21 protein-coding genes are annotated in these 22,474 nt (G+C 68.9%); 9 read left to right on the top strand and 12 right to left on the bottom strand.

The genetic code is table 11. From position 1 onward, the window contains the following. Window positions 1–35: 35 nt before the first annotated feature. Together CURTO8I2_RS12840 and CURTO8I2_RS12835 are read right to left on the bottom strand one after the other, a co-directional pair. Window positions 36–2,261: a hypothetical protein gene (locus CURTO8I2_RS12840; RefSeq protein ID WP_159681441.1), complete on the bottom strand. Its 2,226-nt coding sequence runs from the start codon at window positions 2,259–2,261 to the stop codon at window positions 36–38. Beyond that, on the bottom strand, window positions 2,258–3,214 hold the full coding sequence (locus tag CURTO8I2_RS12835; protein WP_236551101.1) for an ankyrin repeat domain-containing protein: 957 nt from the start codon (window positions 3,212–3,214) through the stop codon (window positions 2,258–2,260). The genes CURTO8I2_RS12840 and CURTO8I2_RS12835 overlap by 4 nt, the downstream gene beginning before the upstream one ends. 187 nt (window positions 3,215–3,401) lie before the next feature. Between CURTO8I2_RS12835 and CURTO8I2_RS12830 the strand changes: the two genes are divergently transcribed. After that, on the top strand, window positions 3,402–4,436 hold the full coding sequence (locus CURTO8I2_RS12830) for a cation diffusion facilitator family transporter (RefSeq protein ID WP_159681440.1): 1,035 nt from the start codon (window positions 3,402–3,404) through the stop codon (window positions 4,434–4,436). After that, window positions 4,433–4,729, top strand: coding sequence for a metalloregulator ArsR/SmtB family transcription factor (locus CURTO8I2_RS12825; protein ID WP_159681439.1), 297 nt, complete (start codon window positions 4,433–4,435; stop codon window positions 4,727–4,729). Before CURTO8I2_RS12830 ends, CURTO8I2_RS12825 begins: the two co-directional genes overlap by 4 nt. A 147-nt stretch (window positions 4,730–4,876) precedes the next feature. On the opposite strand, the gene CURTO8I2_RS12820 is transcribed toward CURTO8I2_RS12825, so the two are convergent. Genes CURTO8I2_RS12820 through CURTO8I2_RS12810 form a run of 3 tightly spaced genes read right to left on the bottom strand, consistent with a single transcriptional unit; the run spans window position 4,877 to window position 7,330 of the window. Beyond that, window positions 4,877–5,569: an HAD family phosphatase gene (locus tag CURTO8I2_RS12820; RefSeq protein ID WP_159681438.1), complete on the bottom strand. Its 693-nt coding sequence runs from the start codon at window positions 5,567–5,569 to the stop codon at window positions 4,877–4,879. After that, on the bottom strand, window positions 5,562–6,269 hold the full coding sequence (locus CURTO8I2_RS12815) for a pseudouridine synthase (protein WP_159681437.1): 708 nt from the start codon (window positions 6,267–6,269) through the stop codon (window positions 5,562–5,564). The genes CURTO8I2_RS12820 and CURTO8I2_RS12815 overlap by 8 nt, the downstream gene beginning before the upstream one ends. Beyond that, window positions 6,266–7,330: a class I SAM-dependent methyltransferase gene (locus CURTO8I2_RS12810; protein WP_159681436.1), complete on the bottom strand. Its 1,065-nt coding sequence runs from the start codon at window positions 7,328–7,330 to the stop codon at window positions 6,266–6,268. The genes CURTO8I2_RS12815 and CURTO8I2_RS12810 overlap by 4 nt, the downstream gene beginning before the upstream one ends. 157 nt (window positions 7,331–7,487) lie before the next feature. Here CURTO8I2_RS12810 and CURTO8I2_RS12805 point away from each other — a divergent pair, with 157 nt between their 5' ends. Continuing rightward, on the top strand, window positions 7,488–7,745 hold the full coding sequence (locus tag CURTO8I2_RS12805; RefSeq protein ID WP_159681698.1) for a hypothetical protein: 258 nt from the start codon (window positions 7,488–7,490) through the stop codon (window positions 7,743–7,745). 43 nt (window positions 7,746–7,788) lie between these two features. Here the strand turns inward: CURTO8I2_RS12805 and CURTO8I2_RS12800 are convergent, their stop codons facing one another. Both CURTO8I2_RS12800 and CURTO8I2_RS12795 read right to left on the bottom strand, forming a co-directional pair. Further along, window positions 7,789–10,317 (bottom strand): FtsX-like permease family protein, encoded by a 2,529-nt coding sequence (locus CURTO8I2_RS12800; protein ID WP_159681435.1) that lies wholly within the window; start codon window positions 10,315–10,317, stop codon window positions 7,789–7,791. Beyond that, window positions 10,314–11,042, bottom strand: a complete 729-nt coding sequence (locus tag CURTO8I2_RS12795; protein WP_159681434.1) for an ABC transporter ATP-binding protein — start codon at window positions 11,040–11,042, stop codon at window positions 10,314–10,316. Before CURTO8I2_RS12795 ends, CURTO8I2_RS12800 begins: the two co-directional genes overlap by 4 nt. Before the next feature lie 232 nt (window positions 11,043–11,274). Between CURTO8I2_RS12795 and CURTO8I2_RS12790 the strand changes: the two genes are divergently transcribed. Together CURTO8I2_RS12790 and CURTO8I2_RS12785 are read left to right on the top strand one after the other, a co-directional pair. Further along, the gene (locus tag CURTO8I2_RS12790; RefSeq protein WP_343161353.1) at window positions 11,275–11,805 is read left to right on the top strand and encodes an arylesterase; all 531 of its coding nucleotides are present in this window, start codon (window positions 11,275–11,277) and stop codon (window positions 11,803–11,805) included. A gap of 278 nt (window positions 11,806–12,083) precedes the next feature. Beyond that, window positions 12,084–12,608, top strand: a complete 525-nt coding sequence (locus CURTO8I2_RS12785; RefSeq protein WP_236551149.1) for a fasciclin domain-containing protein — start codon at window positions 12,084–12,086, stop codon at window positions 12,606–12,608. A gap of 197 nt (window positions 12,609–12,805) precedes the next feature. On the opposite strand, the gene CURTO8I2_RS12780 is transcribed toward CURTO8I2_RS12785, so the two are convergent. From CURTO8I2_RS12780 to CURTO8I2_RS12770, 3 genes are all read right to left on the bottom strand, one after another. Further along, entirely contained in the window at window positions 12,806–13,534 is a 729-nt protein-coding gene (locus CURTO8I2_RS12780) for a M23 family metallopeptidase (RefSeq protein ID WP_159681433.1), read from the bottom strand. Window positions 13,535–13,537: 3 nt separating this feature from the next. After that, window positions 13,538–14,551, bottom strand: a complete 1,014-nt coding sequence (locus CURTO8I2_RS12775; RefSeq protein WP_236551100.1) for a L,D-transpeptidase family protein — start codon at window positions 14,549–14,551, stop codon at window positions 13,538–13,540. 78 nt (window positions 14,552–14,629) lie between these two features. Further along, window positions 14,630–15,292 carry a murein L,D-transpeptidase catalytic domain family protein gene (locus tag CURTO8I2_RS12770; protein ID WP_159681432.1) on the bottom strand — a complete coding sequence of 221 codons (663 nt, stop codon included), beginning with the start codon at window positions 15,290–15,292 and terminating at the stop codon, window positions 14,630–14,632. A 93-nt stretch (window positions 15,293–15,385) separates the two neighbouring features. Between CURTO8I2_RS12770 and CURTO8I2_RS12765 the strand changes: the two genes are divergently transcribed. From CURTO8I2_RS12765 to CURTO8I2_RS12750, 4 genes are all read left to right on the top strand, one after another. Next, window positions 15,386–15,775 carry a GntR family transcriptional regulator gene (locus tag CURTO8I2_RS12765; protein WP_159681431.1) on the top strand — a complete coding sequence of 130 codons (390 nt, stop codon included), beginning with the start codon at window positions 15,386–15,388 and terminating at the stop codon, window positions 15,773–15,775. After that, window positions 15,772–16,698 (top strand): ABC transporter ATP-binding protein, encoded by a 927-nt coding sequence (locus CURTO8I2_RS12760; RefSeq protein WP_343161352.1) that lies wholly within the window; start codon window positions 15,772–15,774, stop codon window positions 16,696–16,698. The genes CURTO8I2_RS12765 and CURTO8I2_RS12760 overlap by 4 nt, the downstream gene beginning before the upstream one ends. Next, entirely contained in the window at window positions 16,695–18,137 is a 1,443-nt protein-coding gene (locus tag CURTO8I2_RS12755) for a hypothetical protein (RefSeq protein WP_159681430.1), read from the top strand. The genes CURTO8I2_RS12760 and CURTO8I2_RS12755 overlap by 4 nt, the downstream gene beginning before the upstream one ends. A gap of 100 nt (window positions 18,138–18,237) precedes the next feature. After that, window positions 18,238–18,801: a DUF3016 domain-containing protein gene (locus CURTO8I2_RS12750; RefSeq protein WP_159681429.1), complete on the top strand. Its 564-nt coding sequence runs from the start codon at window positions 18,238–18,240 to the stop codon at window positions 18,799–18,801. A gap of 251 nt (window positions 18,802–19,052) precedes the next feature. Here CURTO8I2_RS12750 and betT read toward each other — a convergent pair whose 3' ends face one another. Next, complete coding sequence (betT, locus tag CURTO8I2_RS12745) at window positions 19,053–21,068, bottom strand: choline BCCT transporter BetT (protein ID WP_159681428.1); 2,016 nt, start codon at window positions 21,066–21,068, stop codon at window positions 19,053–19,055. A 133-nt stretch (window positions 21,069–21,201) separates the two neighbouring features. Next, complete coding sequence (locus CURTO8I2_RS12740) at window positions 21,202–22,314, bottom strand: hypothetical protein (RefSeq protein ID WP_159681427.1); 1,113 nt, start codon at window positions 22,312–22,314, stop codon at window positions 21,202–21,204. Window positions 22,315–22,474 lie beyond the last annotated feature (160 nt).

Below are 22,474 nucleotides of genomic sequence, written 5' to 3'. Positions count from 1 at the left end.
GTTGCACGCCGGACGTTCGCAAGCGGATCACGTCGTCAGCGCTGCATCAGTGCGGCCTGCTCGTGGGGACACTGCAGGTCCAGCGTTTGCGGGGTCTGCTGGGCTGCCGGTCCGGGCGTCTGCGTGAGCGCGTGATCGCGCGTGGCGAGTCGTGCCTGTCCGTCGGCCAGCCACGCCTGCGCTCCGGACGTTTCCATCAGTGCGGAGGACGCCCGTTTCGCGGCATCGGGATCGCCCGAGCGGACCGCCGAGAACAGGCGCTCCAGCGCGGTGCCAGTGTCGCCTGACAGCAGTGCGGACCGATTCTCCAGCATCGGTGCTTCAACCCGCCGTTCCTGTTCGCGCAGCATCTGCCGCGCGGCTGCTTCCTGTTCGGCGACATGGCGTTCCAGACTCGGCAGCACGGCCGACGCCATGCCGTGGCGCGCCACCGCCTCTGACAGCGCCGGGCCTGCTTCACGCGTCAGTTCGATCGCGCCGGACCAGTGCTGGAGGCCGCGCGGCGTGCGCGGATCGAATGCCAGCGCGCCGCCGACGACCACCCCGTTCAGGGCGCCGAAGCCTGCGCCGACCGTGGGCGCATGCGACGTCATCCGGGTGATCCGCGCGCCGGTGACCTCGAGCCCTGCATCGAGACGTTCGCCGACGTAGACCAGCTGCGTGCGCGCTTGGGTGCCGACCATGCCGGTGCCAGCCTGGACGCCGTCCGCGATGGCACCGGCCGCGTCGCGTCGCCCCTGCGCGACCGCGCGCCCCTGCTCGATCGCGGCAGCCGCCTCGCCGCGGCTGCGTTCCCGTGCGGCATCACCCGCCGCCTCGATGCGGTCCGCGCGCGCGTGCAGACCCTCGCGCCATGTGTTGGAAAACACGCCCGCCGCCTCTCCCGCATTGCGCAGGAGACCGCCACGCGCGCGTGCAACACCCGCGTGTGCCCAGCCTTGCGCCTCATCGATGGCCGCCGCGCCGTGCGCGCCCACCATCCGCGCCTGCGCGGCGAACTCCCCCATCGCGTGTGTGCCCTGTGCCAGCGCGACGCCGGCGCCTTGCCAGGTCCGGTCGACATGGGCGGCGGCAAGCGCCGTTCCGTTGCGTGCCACGTCACCGGCGTGCGCGAGTCCGTCGCCCAGCGCGCGGCCGCCGCTGGCGACCACCTCGCCCGCCTGCGCGCCGGCGTTCGCACCGCGCGCACCCATCGCCAGTACGGTCAGGAGCGGTCCGCCCAGCTGATGCAGCTCGGCCATGGAGTCACGCTCTTCGCGCGCGACGAGGGTCTGTTCCTGTTGCGTCATCGCCGCCAGCGGTGGCATGCGCTTGCCGGCAGCTTCGGGCATGTCCTGGATCATGGACGCGGCTTCGCCGCGCTCGAGCGCTTCGAGCAGGGCGCGCACGGCGGGATGCGACGATTCGGGGATGCTTGGGAGCAGCCGGTGCTCGAGGTAGTCACGGCCCGCCGGCGTGCTTTGCACAGCGGCGACGCCATTGGTGAGGACCGTTGCGAACCGCTCGCGCTGCAGATCACTCATGCCACGCATGTCCTGCTGCACGCCGTCGTTGAGGATTTCGCCTTGCACCTGCCAGGCGGTGACGGTTTCGCTGGTGTCGAAGAGCGACAGCCCGTCCTTTCCTTTCAAGAAAGTGGGCGCCGTTTCGGGATGCAGCCCGGCGGCATTGAAGGTGACCGCTCGCATGCCCGTTACCGCGGACGCCGCGGACGCCATACCGCCGCCCAGACTGTGGCCCGTGATATCGAAATCGAGACCTGCGCGCTCGAGTATTTCTGCCACTGCCATGGATCGGGTGTAGTAATCGGTTTCCAGTCCGATCGACTGCGGGAGGTTGTTGCCGACGAAATCCTCAAGCGAGGTGTCTCGCAGTTCGCCGTTCTCGAGGACATGGCCTCTCGAACCTTTGAAGACGAGCGTCGGCTTGAAGCCGGGCCCGAGTACAGCAGGGCCTGGAACATAGATCTCTGCGCGGAATCCGGATTTATCGGGTTGCAGCAGGTCCAGGATCTGCACGTCGTCCAGATCAAGTCCAGGGAGCATTTCGCGCAGGAGGGCAGGCGTCGCACTAACGCGCATCCAGCCCGCCGGTGGCTCACCGGCACCTTTGGCCGCGTCATAGCCATCATGGGACAGGCCGGCCATCTCCTGCGCGTGGTAAGTCGCCTCGAGCCTGTCCGCTTCGTCAGCTGCGTCGTTCGATCCACTAGACCGCATCGCATCCAGCAGACGCTGCCTTTCCGCATGTTGCGTCGTCATCTCTCACCTCCGTCGTCATCCATGTCGGGAAGGGGAATCTGATCCTCGCTATCAGGAAACCCGAACGTCACCCGCATCTTCCGGAAGTGCTCCGGCATCGGCGGACGCTCAAAGCCATTCGCCATCAACCAGCGCTGGCATTTGCGTTGCCAATCCGGATCACCCGGATTTCCGGGATGCCAGAAGATCGCTTCGATCGCATGTGAGTCGGCACGCTGCACCGGCCTGCTGAAGGAAAACTGCAATGAAGGATCAGCGCCGTGCTCCAAGAGCCAATGCGCCATTCGAAACCCGCCGAGACCGGTATAGGTTGCGAGAATCGTGCTGCCAGGTGAAGCCTGCACATTAATGTCCGCGCCTCGCTCCACAAGCAGTTGCACGTTCTGCCACTGATTGCCTTGCACGAAAGCCTGGAACAGCAGCGCTTCGCGGTTGGAATTGCGCGTGTCCGGATCTCCGCCATGTTCCAGCAGGGTCTGCAGATAGATGGGGTCCTTCTGTCGGGCCGCCCAGACCATCGCGTTGTTGTGGTGCCGGGTGCCGCGATCCTTCGTCTCGTAGGTCTTGAAGGCATTCGGATCCGCGCCGTTTTCCAGCATTGCGCGCAGACCGTCGGGATTGCCGCGATAGATCGGCCACGCGAGCATCGGGGTGCCGCTGTCGCGGCCCCAGAAGACGCCATCGGGATCGACGCCTTCGTCCCGCATCAGTCGGCGGACCGCGGCAGCATCGCCGCTCCCGGCTGCGGCTGCCAGCGCCTGCAGTTTTGGATCGTCGAAGGCGCGCGCGGCCGCGGCACGCTCGCCCGAGGTGTCGGCAGGTGGAACGGCCAGCACGCAGCCGGACAAGGCGACGAGCGACGCCGCCAGGCATAGCGCGATCAGCCATTGCGTGGGCAGGTCGCGCCATGGCGACGTGCGGGCGTGACGACCTGAAGGATCTGTCGTGTCCATTTCGACCTCGGCGCTTCCATACGCGATCGCTTGGAGGGTAACGCAGCCGCGGCAACGGTTCCTGCCCGCGTCGGTACAGGGAATTCCTGACCCGAACGCTGCACCGGCTGGGCCACTGGCCGGCAGACTATCAACACATAAAAATATGTTTATACAATAGCGTTCCGCCCGGCTCGCCCCGCTCCCCATGTCGCACGACCACGATCACACCCACGACCATGGCCACAGCCATGCGCCGTCGGTCTCCGCCGCCAACGAACGCGTGGTGCTGACCGGCTTCGCGTTGACCGCGGGCTTCATGCTGGTCGAGGTCGTCGGGGGCGTGCTGTCGGGCTCGCTGGCGCTGATCGCCGATGCCGGCCACATGCTCACCGATGCCGCCGCGTTGCTGCTGGCCTGGGTGGGGTTCCGCATCGGGCGGCGCGCCTCCGATGCCCGGCGCACCTTCGGCTACATGCGCTTCGAAGTACTGGCCGGTCTGGTCAACGCGGTCACGCTGTTCGCGTTGGTGGTCTGGATCGTCTGGGAAGCGATCCAGCGGCTGCGCAGTCCGGGCGAGGTGCTGGCCGGGCCGATGCTCGCGGTCGCGGTGGTGGGCCTGCTGGTGAACTGCCTGGTGTTCTGGATCCTGCATCGCGGCGACCAGTCGCACGTCAACATCCGGGGCGCGACGGTGCACGTGCTCGGCGATCTGCTCGGCTCGGTCGCGGCGATCATCGCCGCGCTGGTGATCCACTTCACCGGCTGGATGCCGATCGATCCGATCCTGTCGGTGCTGGTGTGTCTGCTGATCCTGCGAAGCGCCTGGGCCCTGCTGCGCAGCGCGTTCGACATCCTGATGGAAGCCGTGCCGCCGGATATCGACATCACGGTGCTGCGGGATCACGTGCGCGGCAGCGTGCCGGGTGTGGCCGAGGTGGATCACGTCCATGTGTGGTCGATCACCTCGGGCAAGGTACTGGCGACGCTGGAACTCACGTTGACCGCGGGCGCGCAGCCGGCGCAGGTGGTGCCCGCGGTCAAGCGCGCCCTCGCGCAACGGTTCGCGATCGGCCATGCCACGGTCGAAGTCGTGCACGCGCCGCAAGCGCAGTGCGCGCTGGAGCAGCCGCGCAGCAGCGGCACGCATGTGCACAATCACGGGCATCACCACGATCACGCTCACGACGGCGCCTACGACCATCCGCACGACACGACACACGCACCGGGACCGGCGCGATGACCGCCGTCGACGATGCGCGGCTGGCGCGCCTGGCCGAGACCTTCAAGCTGCTCGGCGACCCCACACGGCTGCGCGTGCTGCTGACCTGTCTCGACGGACCGGTCGCCGTCGGCGAGATCGCACGCCGCACCGGCGCTTCACAGCCACTGGTGAGCCACCACCTGCGGCTGTTGCGCGGCGCGCGGCTGGTGCGTGGCGCGCGAGAGGCGCGACAGGTGTTGTACGAAGCAGACGACGCCCACGTGCAGGACATGCTGCGCGACATGCTCGACCACACCGGCGAGCACGCCTGACCGGCGAACGAGCGCCTCCGGGTAATCGCTCGGTGGGACGCGGGCATGTGGGGACGTGACAGGCGTTCGCTTCGCGACGCATCCTCCGGTCGGACCGGGTGCGTTTCGTGGGGTGAAGTGCCAGCGACACCCCTCGTGCTGGACCGGTCAGCCTGCCGGCGCTGTCGACAACCACGGGGCGATCAGCGCCTGCGCCGCATCGAGCGATCCCACGATGCGATGCCCGAGTGCACGCACGTCGTCGTCCGGCGCCAGCAGATCCGGCACCTGCACCACGGTCATGCCGGCGGCGAGTGCGGCGCGTACGCCGGTCGGCGAGTCCTCCAGCACCAGGCACCGCGCCGGCGGCACGCCAAGGCGTTCGGCAGCGAGCAGGTAGACATCCGGCGCGGGCTTGGGCTGCGCGACATCGCTGCTGGTGCAGACCTCGTCGAAATACGTGAGCAGACCCGCCGCTGCGAGCTTGCGCTGGGCCAGCGGCGACCGCGTCGAAGTCGCGACCGCACGGGGCATGTCGTGGGCGACGAGCAACTCCAGCAAGGCCACGACGCCCGGCCGGTGCGGCACGCCGGCTTCTGCGACGGCGACGTAGCGCGCGTGGCCATCGGCGAGCAATGCCCCAGCGGCAGCGTGCCCGATGTGCGCACCAAGACGCGCGCGGCAGACGGCTTCGGTGTGTCCGATCAGACACAGCCACCAGTCCGGGTCGATGTCCACGCGATGGTCGAGCGCGGCAGCGCGCAGCGATTCGAGAATCGCGCGCTCGCTGTCGAGCATCAGCCCGTCCATGTCGAAGAGTACCGCCGCGGGCCGGAACGGCAGCGGCGCGACCTCAACCATCGGCGGTCATCAGCCGTGCGATATCGGCGGCATCGAGCGCACGCCATGCGCCTTCCGGCAGCGTATCGAGTGACAGCCCGCCGACGCGGCTGCGATGCAGTGCGATGACGTGGTTGCCGACCGCGGCGAACATGCGCCGCACCTGGTGGTAGCGGCCTTCTGTGATCGTCAGGCGCGCCTGCGTCGGCGACAGCACGTCGAGCACGGCGGGTTTGAGCGGCGTGTTGTCCGCCTCCAGCAGCATCGCGCCGCTGGCGAACAGCACGGCCTCGTTGCCGCGCAACGGCTCGGCGAGCGTGGCCTCGTAGACCTTCGGCAGCGCGGCCTTGGGCGAGATGATCCGGTGCAGCAGCTGGCCGTCGTCGGTGAACAGCAGCAGGCCGCTGGTCTCGCGATCGAGCCGGCCAACGCTCGACAGCACCGGCGATCGCAGCCTGAAACGCGGCGGCAGCAGGTCGTAGACCAGACGCCCGGTGTCCTTGGTCGAACAGGTGTAACCGGACGGCTTGTGCAGCAGCAGGGTCAGGCCCTGCGGCGGATCCAGCGCTTCGCCGTCGACGCGCACATCGGCATGGCCGACCTGATCGTCGGCGTAGAGCACCTCGCCGGCCGCATCGGTGACCCGGCCCTCCCGGAACATCCAGGCGACCTGCTTGCGGCTGCCGTAGCCGAGGTTGGCGAGCAGTTTGACCAGCTTCATGCGCGGTGCCTCGCCGGCGTGGTCCGGGCGCGCACCGCATGGATCACCTTGAACGCACCGCTGGAGGCGACCTCGTCGACCGCGCTGAAACGCCCGTCGAGCACCTGCTCGTAGGGCAGATGCCGGTTGGCCACCAGCCACAGTGCACCACCCGGTTTGAGCGCATCCGCCGCCGCGCCGATGAACGCCCGACCGATGTCGGGCCGGCCCTCGCGGTTGTGCGCATGGAACGGCGGATTGCTGACGATGAAGTCGTAGCCCGCTGGCACGCCGGTGGTGACGTCGTGCCAGTGATAGGCCAGCGTCGCGCCCGCGCCGAGCGCGTCGAGGTTCCGGCGCGCCAGCGTCAGCGCGCGGCCTTCGGCCTCGTACACGTCCAGCGCGGTGATCCCCTTGCACCGCTGCAGCAGTTCGGCGGACAGATAGCCGTAGCCGGCGCCGAGATCGGCGCCGCGCCCGGTCAGCGTCGTGGGCAGGTGCGAGGCCAGCAACGCGGACGCGGGATCGATGCGGTCCCAGGCGAACACGCCGGGGCGACTCTGGAAACGGCCACCGAGCACGGCGCGCGGCCGGTCCAGCCTGGCCCAGGTCTCGACCAGCGCGGTGTCCACGGTGTCGCCGGCCTGCGCCCAGAACACGCGGCACTTGTGCTTCGACAGCGCGCCGATGTTGCCGGCGAGCTTTGCGAGATCGTCCTGCGCGGACTTCGCGCCCTCGTCGTTCGACACGCTCGCCAGCACCCAGCCGCCCGGTGTCACCGTCTGCAGCGCGCGCGCCAGCACCGCGCGCGACTCGTCACGCTGTCGCGGTGGCAGCACCAGCACCAGCGGCCTGGGCGGCAATGCCGCATCGCCGTCGTCGCCGGGCAGCACGTCGAGACCGGCACGCTGCAAGGCGGCGTGCAGCGGCTTGAGGCTCTGTTCGCAAACCAGCCCCGGCCAGCGTACGCCGGTCGTGGGCACACCGGGCCGCGCGCGCAGGAACAGCGCGCCCGCGTCGGGCCACGGGATCTGGCGGCTTTCGAGCGGCAGGAACAGGGCGTCGAGGGCGGGATCGGACATCGGCTGGGACAGGACGGGACGGCCGTGGATTCTACCGGCCCCTCGCGTCACCGACCCCGCGACGGTCGCACACGCGCTGCAAACGCCAGATTGATGAAACCCCAACATCCACATCTGCACGATGGCCGCGCCCCCCACCAAGGAGATGCCCATGCCCATCCACGCCCTGTTCGTCGGCGGCACCATCGACAACAGCGAACTCGATCTCGACGGCACGGAGCCGCCGCATCGCTATCCGCCCGATACCGGTGGCGGCCAGTCGCGGTATCGCCTGCACGCGATCGGCAAGCGCGACGACGAGGTCGTCTACGCGGTCTACGGCGGGCCGGACATCGCACACGACGACGTGCAGCGGGTCAGCGAGGAGCGTGACTACGCGCGGCGCTTCGAGGCGACCGAGACTGTCGTCGGCTGAGTCCGAAGCGCGCCCGGCATCCGCTGCCGGGCGTGCCTGGTCTTCATTCCTGCAGCGCGCGCAGCGTCACCGACGGCGGCGCATCCAGGACCTTGCGCGTCGCCCACAGGCCGGCCAGCAGCGTCATCAGCACGCCGATGCCGCCGCCGACCGCAGCCAGCGTCCAGTTCGGCGTCCACGGCAGGTCGAACACCTGTACCGCGACCACGCCGGCCAGAACCGAGGCCGCGATCGACGCCACCAGTCCCGCCAGCAGACCGATCGCCGCGAACTCGGACGCCTGGGCGAGGCGCAGCTGCGCCCGCTTGCCGCCGAGCACGCGCATCACGCCGCCTTCGAGCAGGCGCTCGTCCTGGCTCGCGCTGACCGCCGCCAGCAGCACCAGCACACCGGCTGCGAGCGAGAACCAGAACACCACCTGCACCACCGTCGACACCTGGTCGGCGGTGCCGCGCACCTGGGTCAGCACTGCGTCGATGTCGACCACCGACAGGTTCGGGAACTGTTGCACCAGATCGGCGGTGAAGCGCGGCTTGTCGCTCGGGACGCGGACCGCGGTGATGTGGCTCGCCGGATAGGCATCCAGTGCGCCGGGTGAGGCGACCACGAAGAAGTTCGGCCGGAAGCTCTCCCACTCGATGCTACGGAAGCTGGTGATCGGCGCCTCGAAGCGCTGGCCGGCGATGTCGAACACGATGCGGTCGCCGATCTGCCAGCCGAGATCCTTGGCGAAATTCTCTTCCACCGAGATTTCAGGCGTCGCCGGCGCGGTGTCGCCCCAGAACGTGCCGGCGGTGACCTGGTTGTCGTCGCGCAGGTCGCGTTGCATCGACAGGTTGAACTCGCGTTCCGCACGGCGTTGCGCCTGACGGTCCTGCGCCTCGTCGCCGCTGCGGCCGGCATAGTCGTCGCCGCGCACCGGTTCACCGTTCCGCTCGATCAGACGCGCGCGGATCATCGGGAACAACACCGGCGCATCCACACCCTGGTCGGCAATGAACGCGCGCACCGGATCGAGCTGGTCGGGCTGCACATTGATGATGAAACGGTTCGGCGCGTCCTGGCCGATGGCGAGCTGCCAGCGGTCGAGCAGATCGGTGCGCACGAAGGTCAGCAGCAGCAGCGCCATCAGGCCGAGTCCGAGCGCGGTGACCTGGGCGACGCTGGTGCCCGCGCGCCGGCTCACGTTCGCTAGGCCATAACGCAGGCTGCCGCGCAGCCGCGATCGCAGCGCACGCACCAGGAGGATCAGACCCCAGGCCAGCAGCGCGAGCACGGCGAAGGTCGCGGCGATGCCGGCGAGCATCGCGCCACCGAGCGTCGCCGAGCCGGCCTTCCACCACAGCAGTGCGGCCAGGCCGACGAACCCGGCACCCCCCACCAGCCACGCGCTCGGCTCGAACCCACCGAGATCGCGCCGCAGCACGCGCAGCGCCGGCACGCGCCGCAGTGCGAGCACTGGCGGCGCACCGAAGGCCATCAGCACGACGAGGCCGACACCGTAACCCTGCAGCGCCGGCATCAGCCCGGCCGACGGAATCGACAGGCCCAGCAGCGATTCCAGCCAGCGGCCGATGCCCCACTGCAGGCCAAAGGCGATGACCACGCCCAGCGTGCAGGCGATCACGCCGAGCAGCAGCAGTTCGCCGACATGGATGCCGACCAGCGTGCGCTGCTGCGCGCCCATGCAGCGCATCACCGCGACGGACGTCAGATGCCTCGCCGAATGCTGGCGCGCGGCCATCGCGACGGCGACCGCGGCGAGGATCACCGAGACCAGCGCGGCGAGGCCGAGGAAGCGGCCGGCGCGATCGAGCGAAGAACGCACTTCGGGTCGCGCATCGCCGATGGTTTCGACGCGCTGTCCACGGCCGAGATTCGCGCGTGCAGCCGTGGCGAAACCATCGACCGCGTTCGCATCGCCGGCGATCACCAGGCGATAGCGGATGCGGCTGCCCGGTTGGATCAGGCCCGTGCCCTCGAGATCGGACAGGTGCAGGAACATCTTCGGTGCGACGTTGAAGTAATCGATCGACGCATCCGGTTCCTGCAGCACCAGCGCGGTCAGACGGAAGCTGCGGTCGCCGAGGAACACGGTGTCGCCGACCTTCGCGCGCAGCGTGTCGGCACCGGCGCGGCTCATCCATGCGGTACCGGATTCGGGCACCGCGTCCGCATCGCGTTCGACGCCATCGGCACCGGCGATGCGGAAACTGCCGCGCAGCGGAAACCCGTCGCCGAGCGCACGCACGTCACCCAGTTGCAGCGTCGCGGTGTCGCCCGCGCCGACGCGGATCATGCTGTCGAGTTCGACCGTGTCGACCGATTCAAGTCCCGGTGCCCTCGATGCCTCGCGGATCGCACCTTCGATCGGCGCGTCGCCGCGCACCACCGCATCGCCGCCGAGCAGACGGTTGGCCTCGATCGCCAGCGCGCGCTCGGCGCGATCGGTCACGAAGCCGACCGCGGTGACTGCCACGACCGCGAGCACCAGCGCGGCGAACAGGATGCGGATGTCGCCGGCCTTGAAATCGCGGCGCAACTGCCGCCACGCGAGCGCGGCGGTCCTCATGCGGGCATCGCCTCGTCGGCGACCAGACGACCGCTGTCGATGCGCAGGCGGCGCTTGCAGCGCTGCGCCAGATGATCGTCGTGGGTGACCAGCACCAGCGTGGTGCCGGCATCGGCATTGAGCGCGAACAGCAGGTCGATGATCGACTGGCCGGTCGCGGTGTCGAGGTTGCCGGTGGGCTCGTCGGCGAACAGCAGCGACGGCCGGGTCACGAACGCGCGTGCCAGCGCCACGCGTTGCTGCTCGCCACCGGACAGCTGGCGCGGGTAGTGGCCGAGGCGCTCACCCAGGCCCACGCGCGCGAGCACGTCGCGCGCCGGGCCTTCGACCTCTCGGTCGCCGCGCAGTTCCAGCGGCAGCATCACGTTCTCCAGCGCGGTCAGCGACGGCAGCAACTGGAAGCTCTGGAACACGAAACCGACCTTCTCGCCGCGCACCTTCGCGCGGCCGTCCTCGTCGAGGGTCGAGATCGGCGCGCCGTCGAGCACGACGGTCCCGGTGCTGGGCGTATCGAGGCCGGCGAGCAGCGACAGCAGCGTGCTCTTGCCCGACCCCGATGCGCCGACGATCGCCACCGTGTCGCCGTGACCGATGGAGAAACCCACGTCCTGCAGGATCGTCAGCGTGCCGGACGGCAGGTCGACGCGCTTGCCCAGTCCGGTGACATCGAGGGCATGGCCGACGACGCGTGCCGTTTCATCTTGCGTGGGGGTGCCGTCGTGCATAGATATCCTTCGATGTTTCGAACCAGCGCCGCGCGCGTCGCCAAGCAGCGGCAGCGTCGGACCGACCGGAGATGTGGGAATGACTGAGGGAACTGCGGCCGCGCGCCGCCGGATGCAAGCGCGCTGTGCGCGCTGGATGTTGGCGTGCCTGCTGGCCCTGCCCGTTCTAGCACAGGCGCAGTCGGCGTCGCCTGCACCCGCGCCTGGGGGCGACGCGAAGACCGTTCTGGTCATGGGTGATTCACTCTCCGCCGGTTACGGCATGTCGGCCAGCGAAGGCTGGGTGTCCCTGCTGCAGCAGCGCCTGCAGCGCGACGCGCCCGGCTGGCGGGTGGTCAATGCGAGCATCTCCGGCGAGACGAGCGCGGGTGGGGCGTCGCGGATCGCCAAGGCCGTGGTCCGCGAACAACCCGACATCGTGATCATCGCGCTGGGCGCCAATGACGGCCTGCGGGGTCTGCCCCTGGCCGATGCGCGCCGCAACCTCGCCCGGATGATCGGCGCGTCCCAGCATGTCGGCGCGCGGGTGCTGCTGGTCGGCATGCGCATGCCGCCGAATCTCGGCGCCGATTACACGCGCGGCTTCGAGGACAACTACCGCCTGCTTGCCAAGACGTTCGAGACCGCGCTGCTGCCGTTCCTGCTGGAGCCGATCGCCAGCGACCGCGCGAACTTCCAGGACGACAACCTGCATCCGACGGCGGCGGTGCAACCGCAGTTGCTCGACCACGTCTGGCCTGCGTTGCAACCGCTGCTGCGTTGAATGCGGACGCCGTTGTAATTGTGAGCGTCGCGTGATGCATCCAGTCGGCCCTGACGCTGCGTAGTGCATGTCGATCCTGCCGCAGATGCGGCAGGTCTCATCCCCGTCTCCGGACGACATCAAGAGAATCCGACATGAAGCGCAATCTGCTCGCCACGATGCTGCTCACCTCGATCGCCGCCCTGACCGCCTGTCAGCAGGACGCCGCCACCGACACCACCGCGGCTGCGACCGCGCCGGTGGAGGCACCTGCCACCGCGCCGCAGGACACCACGGCCATGGATCCGGCGATGTCCGCCGAAGCCGACGCCTCCGCGCAGACCGAGAACCCGATGGTCGGCGGCGCGCCGATGTTCGCCGATCGCGACATCGTGACCAACGCGTCCACCTCGCAGGACCACACCACCCTGGTCGCCGCGGTCCAGGCCGCCGGCCTCGTCGACACCCTGAAGGGCCCGGGCCCGTTCACCGTGTTCGCGCCGACCAACGCCGCGTTCGAGAAGCTGCCGGCCGGCACCGTTGACGGTCTGCTGAAGCCGGAAATGAAGGACGACCTGACCAAGGTGCTGACCTATCACGTGGTGCCGGGCAACGTCGACGCGGCTGCGCTGACGCAGCAGATCCAGGCCGGCGGCGGCAGCGCGATGCTCAAGACCGTGCAGGGCGAAGAGCTGACCGCCAAGGCCGACGGCGGCAAGGTCACGCTGACCGATGCCAAGGGCAATGTCGCGACGGTCACCACCGCCGACGTCCGCCAGAGCAACGGCGTGATCCACGTCATCGACACCGTGCTGATGCCGTAACGCGTCTGCTGGCAGCGCCCTCGCGGCGGTGCCGGCGTTCTGTGTCATCGACGCGGACTCCTCGTCTGGTCCGCGTGCACCAGGAAGGAGGCGGCCATCCGGTCGCCTCCTTTTTTTGTGCCTGCAGGGAGATAACCCGGGCTCGGCGGCCTGCGATCGGGATCGCCGATCAGCGGCGTACCGCATGCGCCGCGCGCTCAGCGCGCGGCGGGCGCCTCGGCGGCATTGCGCAGCAGCGGGTACGGATTGACCGGTGTGCCGGTCCACCACTGGCGCTCCGGCGTCAGCCGGAAGATCGCGAAATGCAGGTGCGGCGCTGCCGGATCCGCATTGCCGGTGCTGCCGACCGTGCCCAGCACGTCGCCGCGCCGGATCGTCGCGCCTTCGACCAGACCCGGCGCGTAGGCCTGCAGATGGGCGTAGTAGTACGCGAACTGCCCGCCCGGTTCGAACTGGTAGATCGTCAACCCGCCGCGGTCGCTGGTGAACAGCTTTTCGATCGTGCCATCCGCCACGGCGAGCACCGGCGTGCCGGTGGGCGCCATGATGTCCAGCGCCTCGTGCTGGCGCTCGCTGCCGCGGGCGTCGCCGAAGGTGTCCTGGAGCGCGCTGGCCGCGACGCCCTGCACCGGCACCAGCAGACCCGCGGGCGATGCCGCACCTGGCGCGGGTGCGGCGGCCGGCCGCGGGGGCGATGGTGCCGGCGCCGTCACGGGGGGCGCCGTAACGGGGGACCCGGCCGGCGCGGGACGTGAACTGGTGGAGGCCGCTGCGTCCGGCGTGGACGGTACAGGCGCGCCGCGTGTCGTGCGCGCCGCCTGGCTCGCGCCCCGCTCGAACAGCGGTCCGCCCTGCCAGAGAAACCACGCGACATTGGCCAGCAGCAGCACCGCAATCAACGCGATCCAGGTTCCCGGCCGTTTCATCGGCTAGTCCTCGAGCAGCGCGACGGTACCCGGCTTGACCACCTCGGCCACGCGGCGCGCGCTCCAGTTGGTCATGCGGATGCAGCCGTGCGACTGGGTCTTGCCGATGTTCTGCGGCTCGGGCGTGCCGTGGATGCCGTAATGCGGCTTCGACAGATCGATCCACACCGTGCCCACCGGATTGTTCGGACCGGCCGGCAGCGCGGCCTTCGCATGCGACGGGTCGGCATCCCAGAACAGGTCCGGGTTGTAGTGGAAGGTGGGATCCATCGCGACGCCTTCGATCTTCCATTCACCGATCGGGAGCGGGTCGCGCTCGGTCCCGGTCGAGGCCGGGAACTGCGCGTAGACCTTGCCCTGCGCATCGACCAGACGCACGACCTGGTCCGACTTGCTGACCACCACGCGCGCAGGCTCGGCGAGCGGCGCGGCCTCGGCGACGTTCGGCACGACGATGCGCGCCCCGGCCTCGAACGCGCTGCCCGGATTGAGCCGGCGCAGCAGCGCGGGCGAGGCATGGAAGCGTTCGCCGAGTGCTTCGACGACGGTCTCGAACCCCAGGGCGTCCTGCTTCGACTGCGCCATCATGTCGTCGGGCACCGCGTCGAACGGGCCGGCGACATCCTCGGCCGTCAGCGTATGGGTGCCCAGCGCCGGCGCGCCCTCCCCGGTCAGCGCGTCCCAGGTACGGACATCGAGTTCGCCGCTCGCCTCGATGCCGCGAAAGCGCTGGAACGCGGCGATCGCACGCGTGGTGTTGGTCCCGCCGCGCGCGTCGATTTCGCCCGGCGAGAAATGCATGCGGTCGAGCAGCACCTGCGTGCGCAGCATGGCCGCATCGCCGGCGTCCATCTCGGCCGCATTGACCGAGTCGGCGGTCAGCGTCGACGACGCATCGGCGCTGTGCGCGGCGGTCTCACCGCCGGGCGCGTCCTTCGCGAACGCGGGCGCGGCGACCAGCAGCATGGCGAATGCGCAGACGGGCGCGCGGGCGGTGCGGATCCAGTGGGCGGGCATGGCGTCGTTCCTTGGGCTTGAGACGCCGCATGCTCCCGGCGCGGGCGCGCCGGCCGCGTGAAGCCGCGCGTGTGACGTTCAGCGCGCCGGACAGCGCAGCAGCGTCGAGTCGCGGCGCCATGCCGGATCGTCGGCGTAGGCGAACAGCAGCTGGCCACCCTTGAGCGCGTCGATCACCACGCGCGCCACCTCGTCGCGAACCGCAGGACATCCCCAGCTGCGCCCGAGCCGTCCCTGTCGTTGCGCCTGCTCCGGGTCCACGTAGTCGGCGCCGTGCATGACGATCAGCCGTTCGCGCGCGCGCCCGTTGATCCCCGGCTCGAGGCCGTCCATGCGCAGCGAGTAGCCGTTCTGCCCGGTGTAGGTTTCCGCCGTCGCGAACAGGCCCAGGCTCGACTGGTAACTGCCTTCGACGTCGGAGAACACGGTGGGCAGGTTGCCGCCGCTGCCGCGTCCGTGCGCGACGTGTTCGGCGTGCAGCAGGCGCCCGGTCTGCAGATCGAAGATCCACATGCGGACTTCGGTCGACGGCACCGAGTAGTCGATGACTGCCAGCCGGTGTCCCACCTTTCGCGTGCGCGCCACGCAGCTGCGGGCGTCGAGTGCGAGCGACAGCACCTCGCGGTCGAGCGATGGTGCGGCGGCGGCGAGACTGTCGAGCGTGGCCTCGGCAGCGTGCAGGAGCGACGAGGCGGCGAGCAGCCCCAGGGCCAGACATGGACGGAGAACGGAGATGCGCATGCGGCCAAGCTTAGCGGCGCGCGCCCCTGCGCTTGGGGGTAAAGCGAACACCCGACTTGACAGTCCGCCATGTGTATTGTTGTATTGATACACATGGACGCAAGCCTGCTCTCGATCCAGCCCCATGCCGCCGAGCCGCTGTACCGGCAGATCACCGGTCAGATCCGGCGGCTGGTCGCGGGCGGCGTGCTGCGGCCCGGCGAAGCCCTGCCCTCGGTGCGCGATGTGGCCGGACTGCACGCGATCAATCCGATGACCGTGTCCAAGGCCTACAGCCAGCTCGAAGCCGAGGGCGTGCTGCTGCGGCTGCGCGGCAAGGGCATGGTCGTCGCCGATCTCGTCGCGCCGCCCGATCCCGCCGCGCGCTGGGCATTGATCGACCCTGCCCTCGACGCCCTGAAGCGGCAGGCGCGCGAACTCGAACTGCCGGCCGACGCGCTGCTCGACCGTCTCAAGACCCGACTCATGGAGGAACCGACATGAACGCGATGCTCGACCGCGACGTCTTCACCGTGTCCAGTCCCGCGACCGGCGCCCCTGCGCCGCTGTCCGTCGCCGGCCTGATCAAGCAGTACGACCATCAGAGTGTGCTCAAGGGTGTGTCGCTGGCCGTCGAGCCGGGCACCGTGCTCGGCCTCATCGGGCGCAACGGCGCCGGCAAGAGCACGCTGATCCGGGCGATGCTCGGACTGATCGAACCCGACGCCGGTCAGGCCCACGTCTGGGGCACGCCCGCGCTGCACCTGACCGATGCCATCAAGCAGCGACTGGGCTACGTGCCGCAGCAGCCCGAGGCGATGGCGTGGCTGGAGATCGGCGAGATGCTGGATTTCATCGGGCGCTTCTATCCCGGCTGGGATGCCGCCTACGTCGACGCGACGCTGGAACGCTGGCAGCTGCCACGCAACCGCGTGCTGGCCAGGCTGTCTCCGGGCGAACGGCAGCGCGTCGCGATCGTGCGTGCGCTCGCGCCGCGGCCGGACCTGCTGGTGCTCGACGAGCCCGCCTCGGCGCTCGACCCGGTCGGCCGCCGCGAACTGCTGCGCGAGATCGCGTCGCGCGCCGGCGAGTCCGGCACCACGGTGCTGTTCTCGACCCACATCGTCTCCGACCTCGAGCGCGTCGCCTCGCACGTCGCGTTCCTGCACGAGGGCCGCCTGCTGCTGCACAGCGAGCTCGACAGCCTCAAGGAACGCAACCTGCGCCTGCACGTGCCCGCGACCGTCGCCACGCAGTTGCGCGAGGACGTCCCCGGCGAAGTCTCGCGTCGACCGCACCCCTACGGCGGCCTGTCGATCACGGTATTGCGCGGCGAAGACGCGCCCTGGCCCGATCTGCTGCAGGTGCCCGGCGTCCGCGGCGAAGCGCTGCCGCTGGAGGATCTCTTCATCGAGGTGTCGGCATGAATGCTCTGACGATGTCTTCATCGCGCGGCCCGCTCGACCGCGCGGGCGCTGCACTTGGCGCCTCCACGGTGCGCCGGCAGCGGTTCTTCCTCACGGCGATCTACGCGTGCCTGATGCTTGCGGCAGTACTGCTGGGGGTGTTCGTGTCGGACACATCGGACGCCCGCCCGACAGGGTTGGGCTTCTTCGCTCTGATGGCCAACTTCTCGATCTGGGGCGGCTGGTTCGCACGCGTGCTGCTGCTGCAGGCGGCCTCCATGCGTCTTCGCATGCCGGACATGACGGGCACGACCGTGCGCGCCCTGTCGCTGGCAGCCCTGATCACGATCCCGCTGCCGGCCCTGGTTCTCTCCGGCCTCGGGGTCGAGGCACCGGTCGCGATCGGCGCGCCGCTGCTCGGCGCCCTGGCGGGCATCCTGTTCTCGGTCATGCCGTGGCCCGCCGCGTGCGCGCTTCTGGCGCTGCCCGGACTGGTCCAGATGCTTCCGTTCCGGATTTCGGACATGGGGGCGGTCCCGATTGTCGTGGCGTCCAGTGCGGTGCTTGCGCTCATGTACGTCGGCGTTCGCATGGTGGTGCGAACCGGCGATCCTGCCGGGGTTCCGACCTGGCGGCGTCCGGTCATGCTGTACGCGCCCAGCGGCATGGCCGCGTGGACCCAACCGGACGGGCGCGCCACGCCCGACGCGTCGCGCGAACGCGAGGGCTGGCTGTTCGCGATGCCGCGCCCGGCGCACGCCGGCCCGCACGCGCCGGGCGCGGCCATCGATACGCTGTTGGCCGGCGTGATGGGCTACGTGTCCCGCCGCGACGCTGTCAGGCAATGGGTCGCGCTGCTGCTGGCCGCGGCCGTCATCGCGGTGGTGCCGTTCCGGGGCGACACGCCGTTGATCCGCGACGCGCTGATGGTCGGCGCCTCCATCGGCCTGCTTGCAGGCGGCTGGACGCTGGCCATGCGACTGGAGCGACAGCGTCAACGCCCATCCGCGGAAGTCCCCGAGCTGGCCTTGCTGCCCGGCCTCGGCGCACCTCCACAGATGATCTCGGTGCTGCTGCACAGCGCAATGCGCCGGCTGGTGCACCTGATGCTCGCAGCCCTTGCAGCGCTGCTGTTCCTGGCTTGGCTCCGCGCGTCCGGGTGGGCCTATGCCGCATTGCTCGTCGGTGTGACGGTCGCGACTGCCGCAGCGAGCGCCTGGATGTGCACCCGCGCGCTCGGCCCCAGTCGCGTGCAGTCCTGGCACACGTTCGTCGCAATGCTGCCGCTGATCGTGACCGCGACCTGGGCGATGCTGGTGGTGATGATCGAACTGCCGGTGACCCCGCACGCCATCCTCTGGGCAGTGACGCTGATCGTGTTGATCCTCGGCTATCTGGCAGCGGCTCGACTGGAACGACGTCGCATGCGCGACCGGTCGCACGCGTTTCTGCTGGACTGAACCGCCGGGATACCTTGATGGCGGGTTAAGCCCGCCCGGCGCATGATCGGTGGCGTCATACGCGCCATGCCCGGCGCCTGCGCACCCTGGAGCAACCGCAATGCATCGCAGTTCCCTGTCCCTGCTGCTCGCCGCCGCGCTGAGCGCCCTCGCGATGCCGGCCCTTGCCGGCAAAGACGTCACCGATCCCGAGCTGCCGCGCAGCCTCACCGGCGACAGCCCGGTCGCGGTCGCGTGGACCGATCCCGAGGCGTTCTCCGACATCCGCCTCAGCGGCAACCGCTGGGAAGCGCGCCGGGGCGACTGGGTCGAGCAGATCGCCCGTTACGTGCGCCAGCGTGCGGAGCGCGAACTGCCCGCAGGCAGCACGCTGGACGTGACCATCCGCGACATCCGCCGCGCCGGCATGTACGAACCTTGGAACGGGCCGCGGTTCGACCACGTGCGCATCATCAAGGACCACTACCCGCCGCGGATCGATCTCGACTTCGTGCTGCGCGACCCCAACGGCGCCGTCATCGCCGAAGGCCCGCGCGAGCTGCGCGATCTGGGTTTCATGAGCCGCGCGGGCACCGCCACGGGCAGTGATGCGCTGCGCTACGAAAAGCAATTGATCGACGACTGGTTGCGACGCGACCTGCGGCCTGTGATCGCGCAGCGCTGACCGGCCGACCCGTCAAAGAAGCCGCGCGATTGCGCGGCTTTTTTTTGTGGCATTCGCGAAAGCGGGCCGGTTTGCTGCGGACGCAGACCACGTCCGTGCTTATGTGGCCGTCGCCCGCGACGCAGCGCCCACGACGCGCGCACGAAAAAGGCCACGTGCGGACACGTGGCCTTTCCGATCCGATCAGGCGACGCGTGATGTCACCGCGTCGCGTCTGCCCGCCGGCGCACTGCACCGGCGGGCGCGTCCATTCAACGCACGACGTTGAGGAAGTGCATGTGGCGCTGGTACTGGTCGAGCACGTCGTGGATCAGCTCGTCCTTGCGCCAGCCCATCACGTCGTAGTCCTGACCGCCTTCGCGCAGGTGCACTTCGGCGCGGTAGAACTTGTCGTCGTCGCTGCGCTTGCGGCGCGGGTCCTGCAGCACGAACGTCGGCGGCTCATAGGGAATCGGGCGCACCGAGTAGAAGAAATCCATTTCCACGCCGTGGCCCACTTCGACCCAGACGCGGCCGTCTTCGCCCGATTCGACGCGGACCTCGAGGTTCTGCTTGCGCAGTTCGGCGGCCACATCCTCGAGCGCCGGCTTCACCTGGCCCGACAGGAAGGCGAGCACTTCCTTGCGCGGCGGATTGTGCGACAGCGCGCGCAGGCGCACCTTCCAGTCGCCACCACCGCCGATGCCCACCGGTGCGATCCGCGCGTCGCGCATGCTGTTGCGCTTCACGACCTCGAGCCGCATCGCCCGCACCATGCCCCAGCACATCAGGATCATGACCACGGTGAACGGCAGGGCCGAGGCGATCGTGCCAGCCTGCAAGGCACTCAGTCCGCCTGCGATAAGCAACGCGATCGCGATCGCGCCGACCAGCAGGGCCCAGAAGATCCGCTGCCACACCGGCGATTCTTCCTCGCCCTTCGACGACAGCATGTCGATGACCAGCGCGCCGGAATCGGCGGAAGTCACGAAGAAGATCACCACCAGCAACGTCGCGACGCCCGAGGTCAGCGTGGACAGCGGGTAGTCCTCGAGGAACTGGAAGATCGCCACCGAACTGTCGGCCGACACCGCCGCGACCAGTTCGGTCGAGCCTTCGACCATGACCTGGTAGAGCGCGCTGTTGCCGTAGATGGTCATCCACAGGAACGTGAAGCCCAGCGGCACCAGCAGCACGCCGACGACGAACTCGCGGATCGTGCGGCCACGCGAGATGCGGGCGATGAACATGCCCACGAACGGCGACCAGGCGATCCACCAGCCCCAGTAGAACAGCGTCCAGCCGCCCAGCCAGGTCGGCTGCTGGTCGTAGGCATAGAGGTTGAACGTCATCGAGAACACGTTCGAGATGTACATGCCGGTGTTCTGCACGAACGCCTGCAGCAGGTAGACCGTCGGCCCCATGACCAGCACGAAGGCCAGCAGGCCGACCGCCATGATCATGTTGAATTCGGACAGCCGGCGCACGCCGCGGTCCAGCCCGGTGAACACCGAACCGGTGGCCACCAGCGTGATCACCGCGATCAGGATCACCTGCGTGGTCGTGCTGACGGTGACATCGAACAGGTAGTTCAGACCCGAGTTGATCTGGATCACGCCGAGGCCCAGCGAGGTCGCCAGACCGAAGATCGTGCCCAGCACCGCGAACGTGTCGACGGCATGGCCGATCGGTCCGTGGATGCGCTCGCCGATCAGCGGATACAGCGACGACCGGATGCGCAGCGGCAGGCCGTGGCGGTACGCGAAGTACGCCAGCGAGAGCGCGACGACCGCATAGATCGCCCAAGCGTGGATGCCCCAATGGAAGAAGGTGATGCGCATCGCCTGACGCGCCGCCATCACGGTTTCCGCATCGCCGACCGGCGGATCGGCGTAGTGCATGATCGGCTCGGCCACGCCGAAGAACATCAGGCCGATGCCCATGCCTGCGGCGAACAGCATCGCGAACCAGGTCACGTAGCTGTAATCGGGCGTGCTGTGGTCGGGACCCAGTTTCAGCCGGCCGAAGCTGCTGATCGCCATGCCGACGATGAAGACCAGGAAGCCGGCGACGGCGAGGATCGTGAACCAGCCGGCATCGATCGCCACCCAGGTCTTGGCCGCATTGAACGCCGATTCCGACGCTTCGGGCGCAATGAACGACAGGGCCACCAGCGCCAGGATGATCAGCGCGGAGGGATAGAAGACGGGGCCGAGAATGCGCGAGTGCCAGGACGCGGGCGCTCCCGGTTCGGGCGTTGCGCCTGCGCGCGGGTTGGGTTCGTTCATGCCTTTATCCTTGTAAAGGGGACGGGCGACGCCGCCCTGCAGACTGCCGCAGCGCGGTGGACATCCGGTGAAACGCGCCAGGGCCGGAGCGGTGGCGCGCGATACGCCGGGCACGGGGCCCGGCGGCCGTGGATCAGAAATAGAAGCCGACGTTGACGTTGAGTCGCGAATGCCAGCCGTCGTTGGACGGATCGCGCACGCCGATACCGGGACCACCGGCGAACCACATGTTCTTGCCCGCGATCCAGTCGACGTAGGTCAGCATCACGCCCTTGCCGAAACTGCAGCCGGTGACGTTCTGGATCGAATCACGCAGGCCGGGATCGCCGCCCACCGGCAGCGTCGCGCTGGCGTTGTTGTAGCAGGTGATGCTGTCGAACCAGCCGGTGCGCTGCACGTCATACGCGACGTTGAACGTCGGCACGTCGGCTTCGGAGGCGATCTCGAACGGAAACATGAAGGCCGACATCGCGATCCGCGGTTCCGGATTGTCGTAGCGGTAGCGCGCCCACTGGGCCTGCAACGTCAGTGGACCGCGGACCCATTGCCCGTGCACCGCGGCGCCGGTGTGGTCGTGCTTGTCGCCGTCGATGCGGTTCTCGATGCGCCCGACGAACGCCGATGCGCCCCAGGTCGTCTCCCAGCCGTCGGCTTCACTCGTGTGCTCGTAGCGCACGATGCCGCGTTCGCGCTCGCGATACGGCAGATCCTCGGTCGTCGCGACGTCGAACGAATAGCGGTCGAAATTCGCACCGGTGCCGTACTCGTCGCCGGCGAACACGCCCGCATGCCACTGGTGCGCACCGGACTGGCGCTGCCAGACCACACCGAGATCGTAGTCGTCCTCGAGACCCAGGTAATACCCCGAGCCGAACCAGAAACTATGCGAAGCGGTGGGCAGCAGTCCGAACGGCACCTGCTGGATACCGGCGCGGATGTCGGAGGTCGCGCCCTCGCTGCCGTCTTCGAGCTTCCAGCCCGCGTACGCGTGATGCACGGCATCGAATCCATCGTACCAGCGGTACTGCAGCGAGAAGAATGCCGGACCGGCATTGCCGCGCGCGTCGATGCGGGCGAGCTCGGGCTCGAACCCGCTGCTGGGCCCATAGTCGAGCCAGCCGTAATTGAAGCGGACCGCGCCGCCCAGTTCGAAACCGGGTGCGTCGTCGGCACTCTCCTGGGCCGACACGACGGGCGCCGAAGCGACGAACACACCACACAACAACCATTTGAAACCACGCGACATCACGACGGCTCGGCCCTCCTCGATTCACTCGTTAAATACAATGCAGACCGACCATCTTAACGATTTTTGCACGAACACCCAAACCCACGGAGTTTCAGACCTGCAGAAAACGCCTCGAAAACAGGGGTTTTCATGCACTCCTGAAAATGCAACGCGCACG

It is taken from the genome of Luteimonas sp. 9C (assembly GCF_902506295.1).
Classification (GTDB): Bacteria; Pseudomonadota; Gammaproteobacteria; order Xanthomonadales; family Xanthomonadaceae; genus Luteimonas.
The sequence above is the reverse complement of the archived record's forward strand: the minus strand, read 5'-3'. Positions and strand labels throughout refer to the sequence as shown.

Bases quoted from the DNA above. Each gene is read 5' to 3' on its own strand.
- CURTO8I2_RS12760 (WP_343161352.1), top strand. From the start codon at position 15,772: ATGAACGCGATGCTCGACCGCGACGTCTTCACCGTGTCCAGTCCCGCG.
- CURTO8I2_RS12825 (WP_159681439.1), top strand. From the start codon at position 4,433: ATGACCGCCGTCGACGATGCGCGGCTGGCGCGCCTGGCCGAGACCTTC.
- CURTO8I2_RS12810 (WP_159681436.1), bottom strand. From the start codon at position 7,330: ATGTCCGATCCCGCCCTCGACGCCCTGTTCCTGCCGCTCGAAAGCCGC.
- CURTO8I2_RS12765 (WP_159681431.1), top strand. From the start codon at position 15,386: ATGGACGCAAGCCTGCTCTCGATCCAGCCCCATGCCGCCGAGCCGCTG.
- CURTO8I2_RS12790 (WP_343161353.1), top strand. From the start codon at position 11,275: ATGGGTGATTCACTCTCCGCCGGTTACGGCATGTCGGCCAGCGAAGGC.
- CURTO8I2_RS12780 (WP_159681433.1), bottom strand. From the start codon at position 13,534: ATGAAACGGCCGGGAACCTGGATCGCGTTGATTGCGGTGCTGCTGCTG.
- CURTO8I2_RS12795 (WP_159681434.1), bottom strand. From the start codon at position 11,042: ATGCACGACGGCACCCCCACGCAAGATGAAACGGCACGCGTCGTCGGC.
- CURTO8I2_RS12770 (WP_159681432.1), bottom strand. From the start codon at position 15,292: ATGCGCATCTCCGTTCTCCGTCCATGTCTGGCCCTGGGGCTGCTCGCC.
- CURTO8I2_RS12750 (WP_159681429.1), top strand. From the start codon at position 18,238: ATGCATCGCAGTTCCCTGTCCCTGCTGCTCGCCGCCGCGCTGAGCGCC.
- CURTO8I2_RS12820 (WP_159681438.1), bottom strand. From the start codon at position 5,569: ATGGTTGAGGTCGCGCCGCTGCCGTTCCGGCCCGCGGCGGTACTCTTC.
- CURTO8I2_RS12785 (WP_236551149.1), top strand. From the start codon at position 12,084: ATGGATCCGGCGATGTCCGCCGAAGCCGACGCCTCCGCGCAGACCGAG.
- CURTO8I2_RS12755 (WP_159681430.1), top strand. From the start codon at position 16,695: ATGAATGCTCTGACGATGTCTTCATCGCGCGGCCCGCTCGACCGCGCG.
- CURTO8I2_RS12775 (WP_236551100.1), bottom strand. From the start codon at position 14,551: ATGCCCGCCCACTGGATCCGCACCGCCCGCGCGCCCGTCTGCGCATTC.
- betT (WP_159681428.1), bottom strand. From the start codon at position 21,068: ATGAACGAACCCAACCCGCGCGCAGGCGCAACGCCCGAACCGGGAGCG.
- CURTO8I2_RS12800 (WP_159681435.1), bottom strand. From the start codon at position 10,317: ATGAGGACCGCCGCGCTCGCGTGGCGGCAGTTGCGCCGCGATTTCAAG.
- CURTO8I2_RS12840 (WP_159681441.1), bottom strand. From the start codon at position 2,261: ATGACGACGCAACATGCGGAAAGGCAGCGTCTGCTGGATGCGATGCGG.
- CURTO8I2_RS12815 (WP_159681437.1), bottom strand. From the start codon at position 6,269: ATGAAGCTGGTCAAACTGCTCGCCAACCTCGGCTACGGCAGCCGCAAG.
- CURTO8I2_RS12830 (WP_159681440.1), top strand. From the start codon at position 3,402: ATGTCGCACGACCACGATCACACCCACGACCATGGCCACAGCCATGCG.
- CURTO8I2_RS12835 (WP_236551101.1), bottom strand. From the start codon at position 3,214: ATGGACACGACAGATCCTTCAGGTCGTCACGCCCGCACGTCGCCATGG.
- CURTO8I2_RS12740 (WP_159681427.1), bottom strand. From the start codon at position 22,314: ATGTCGCGTGGTTTCAAATGGTTGTTGTGTGGTGTGTTCGTCGCTTCG.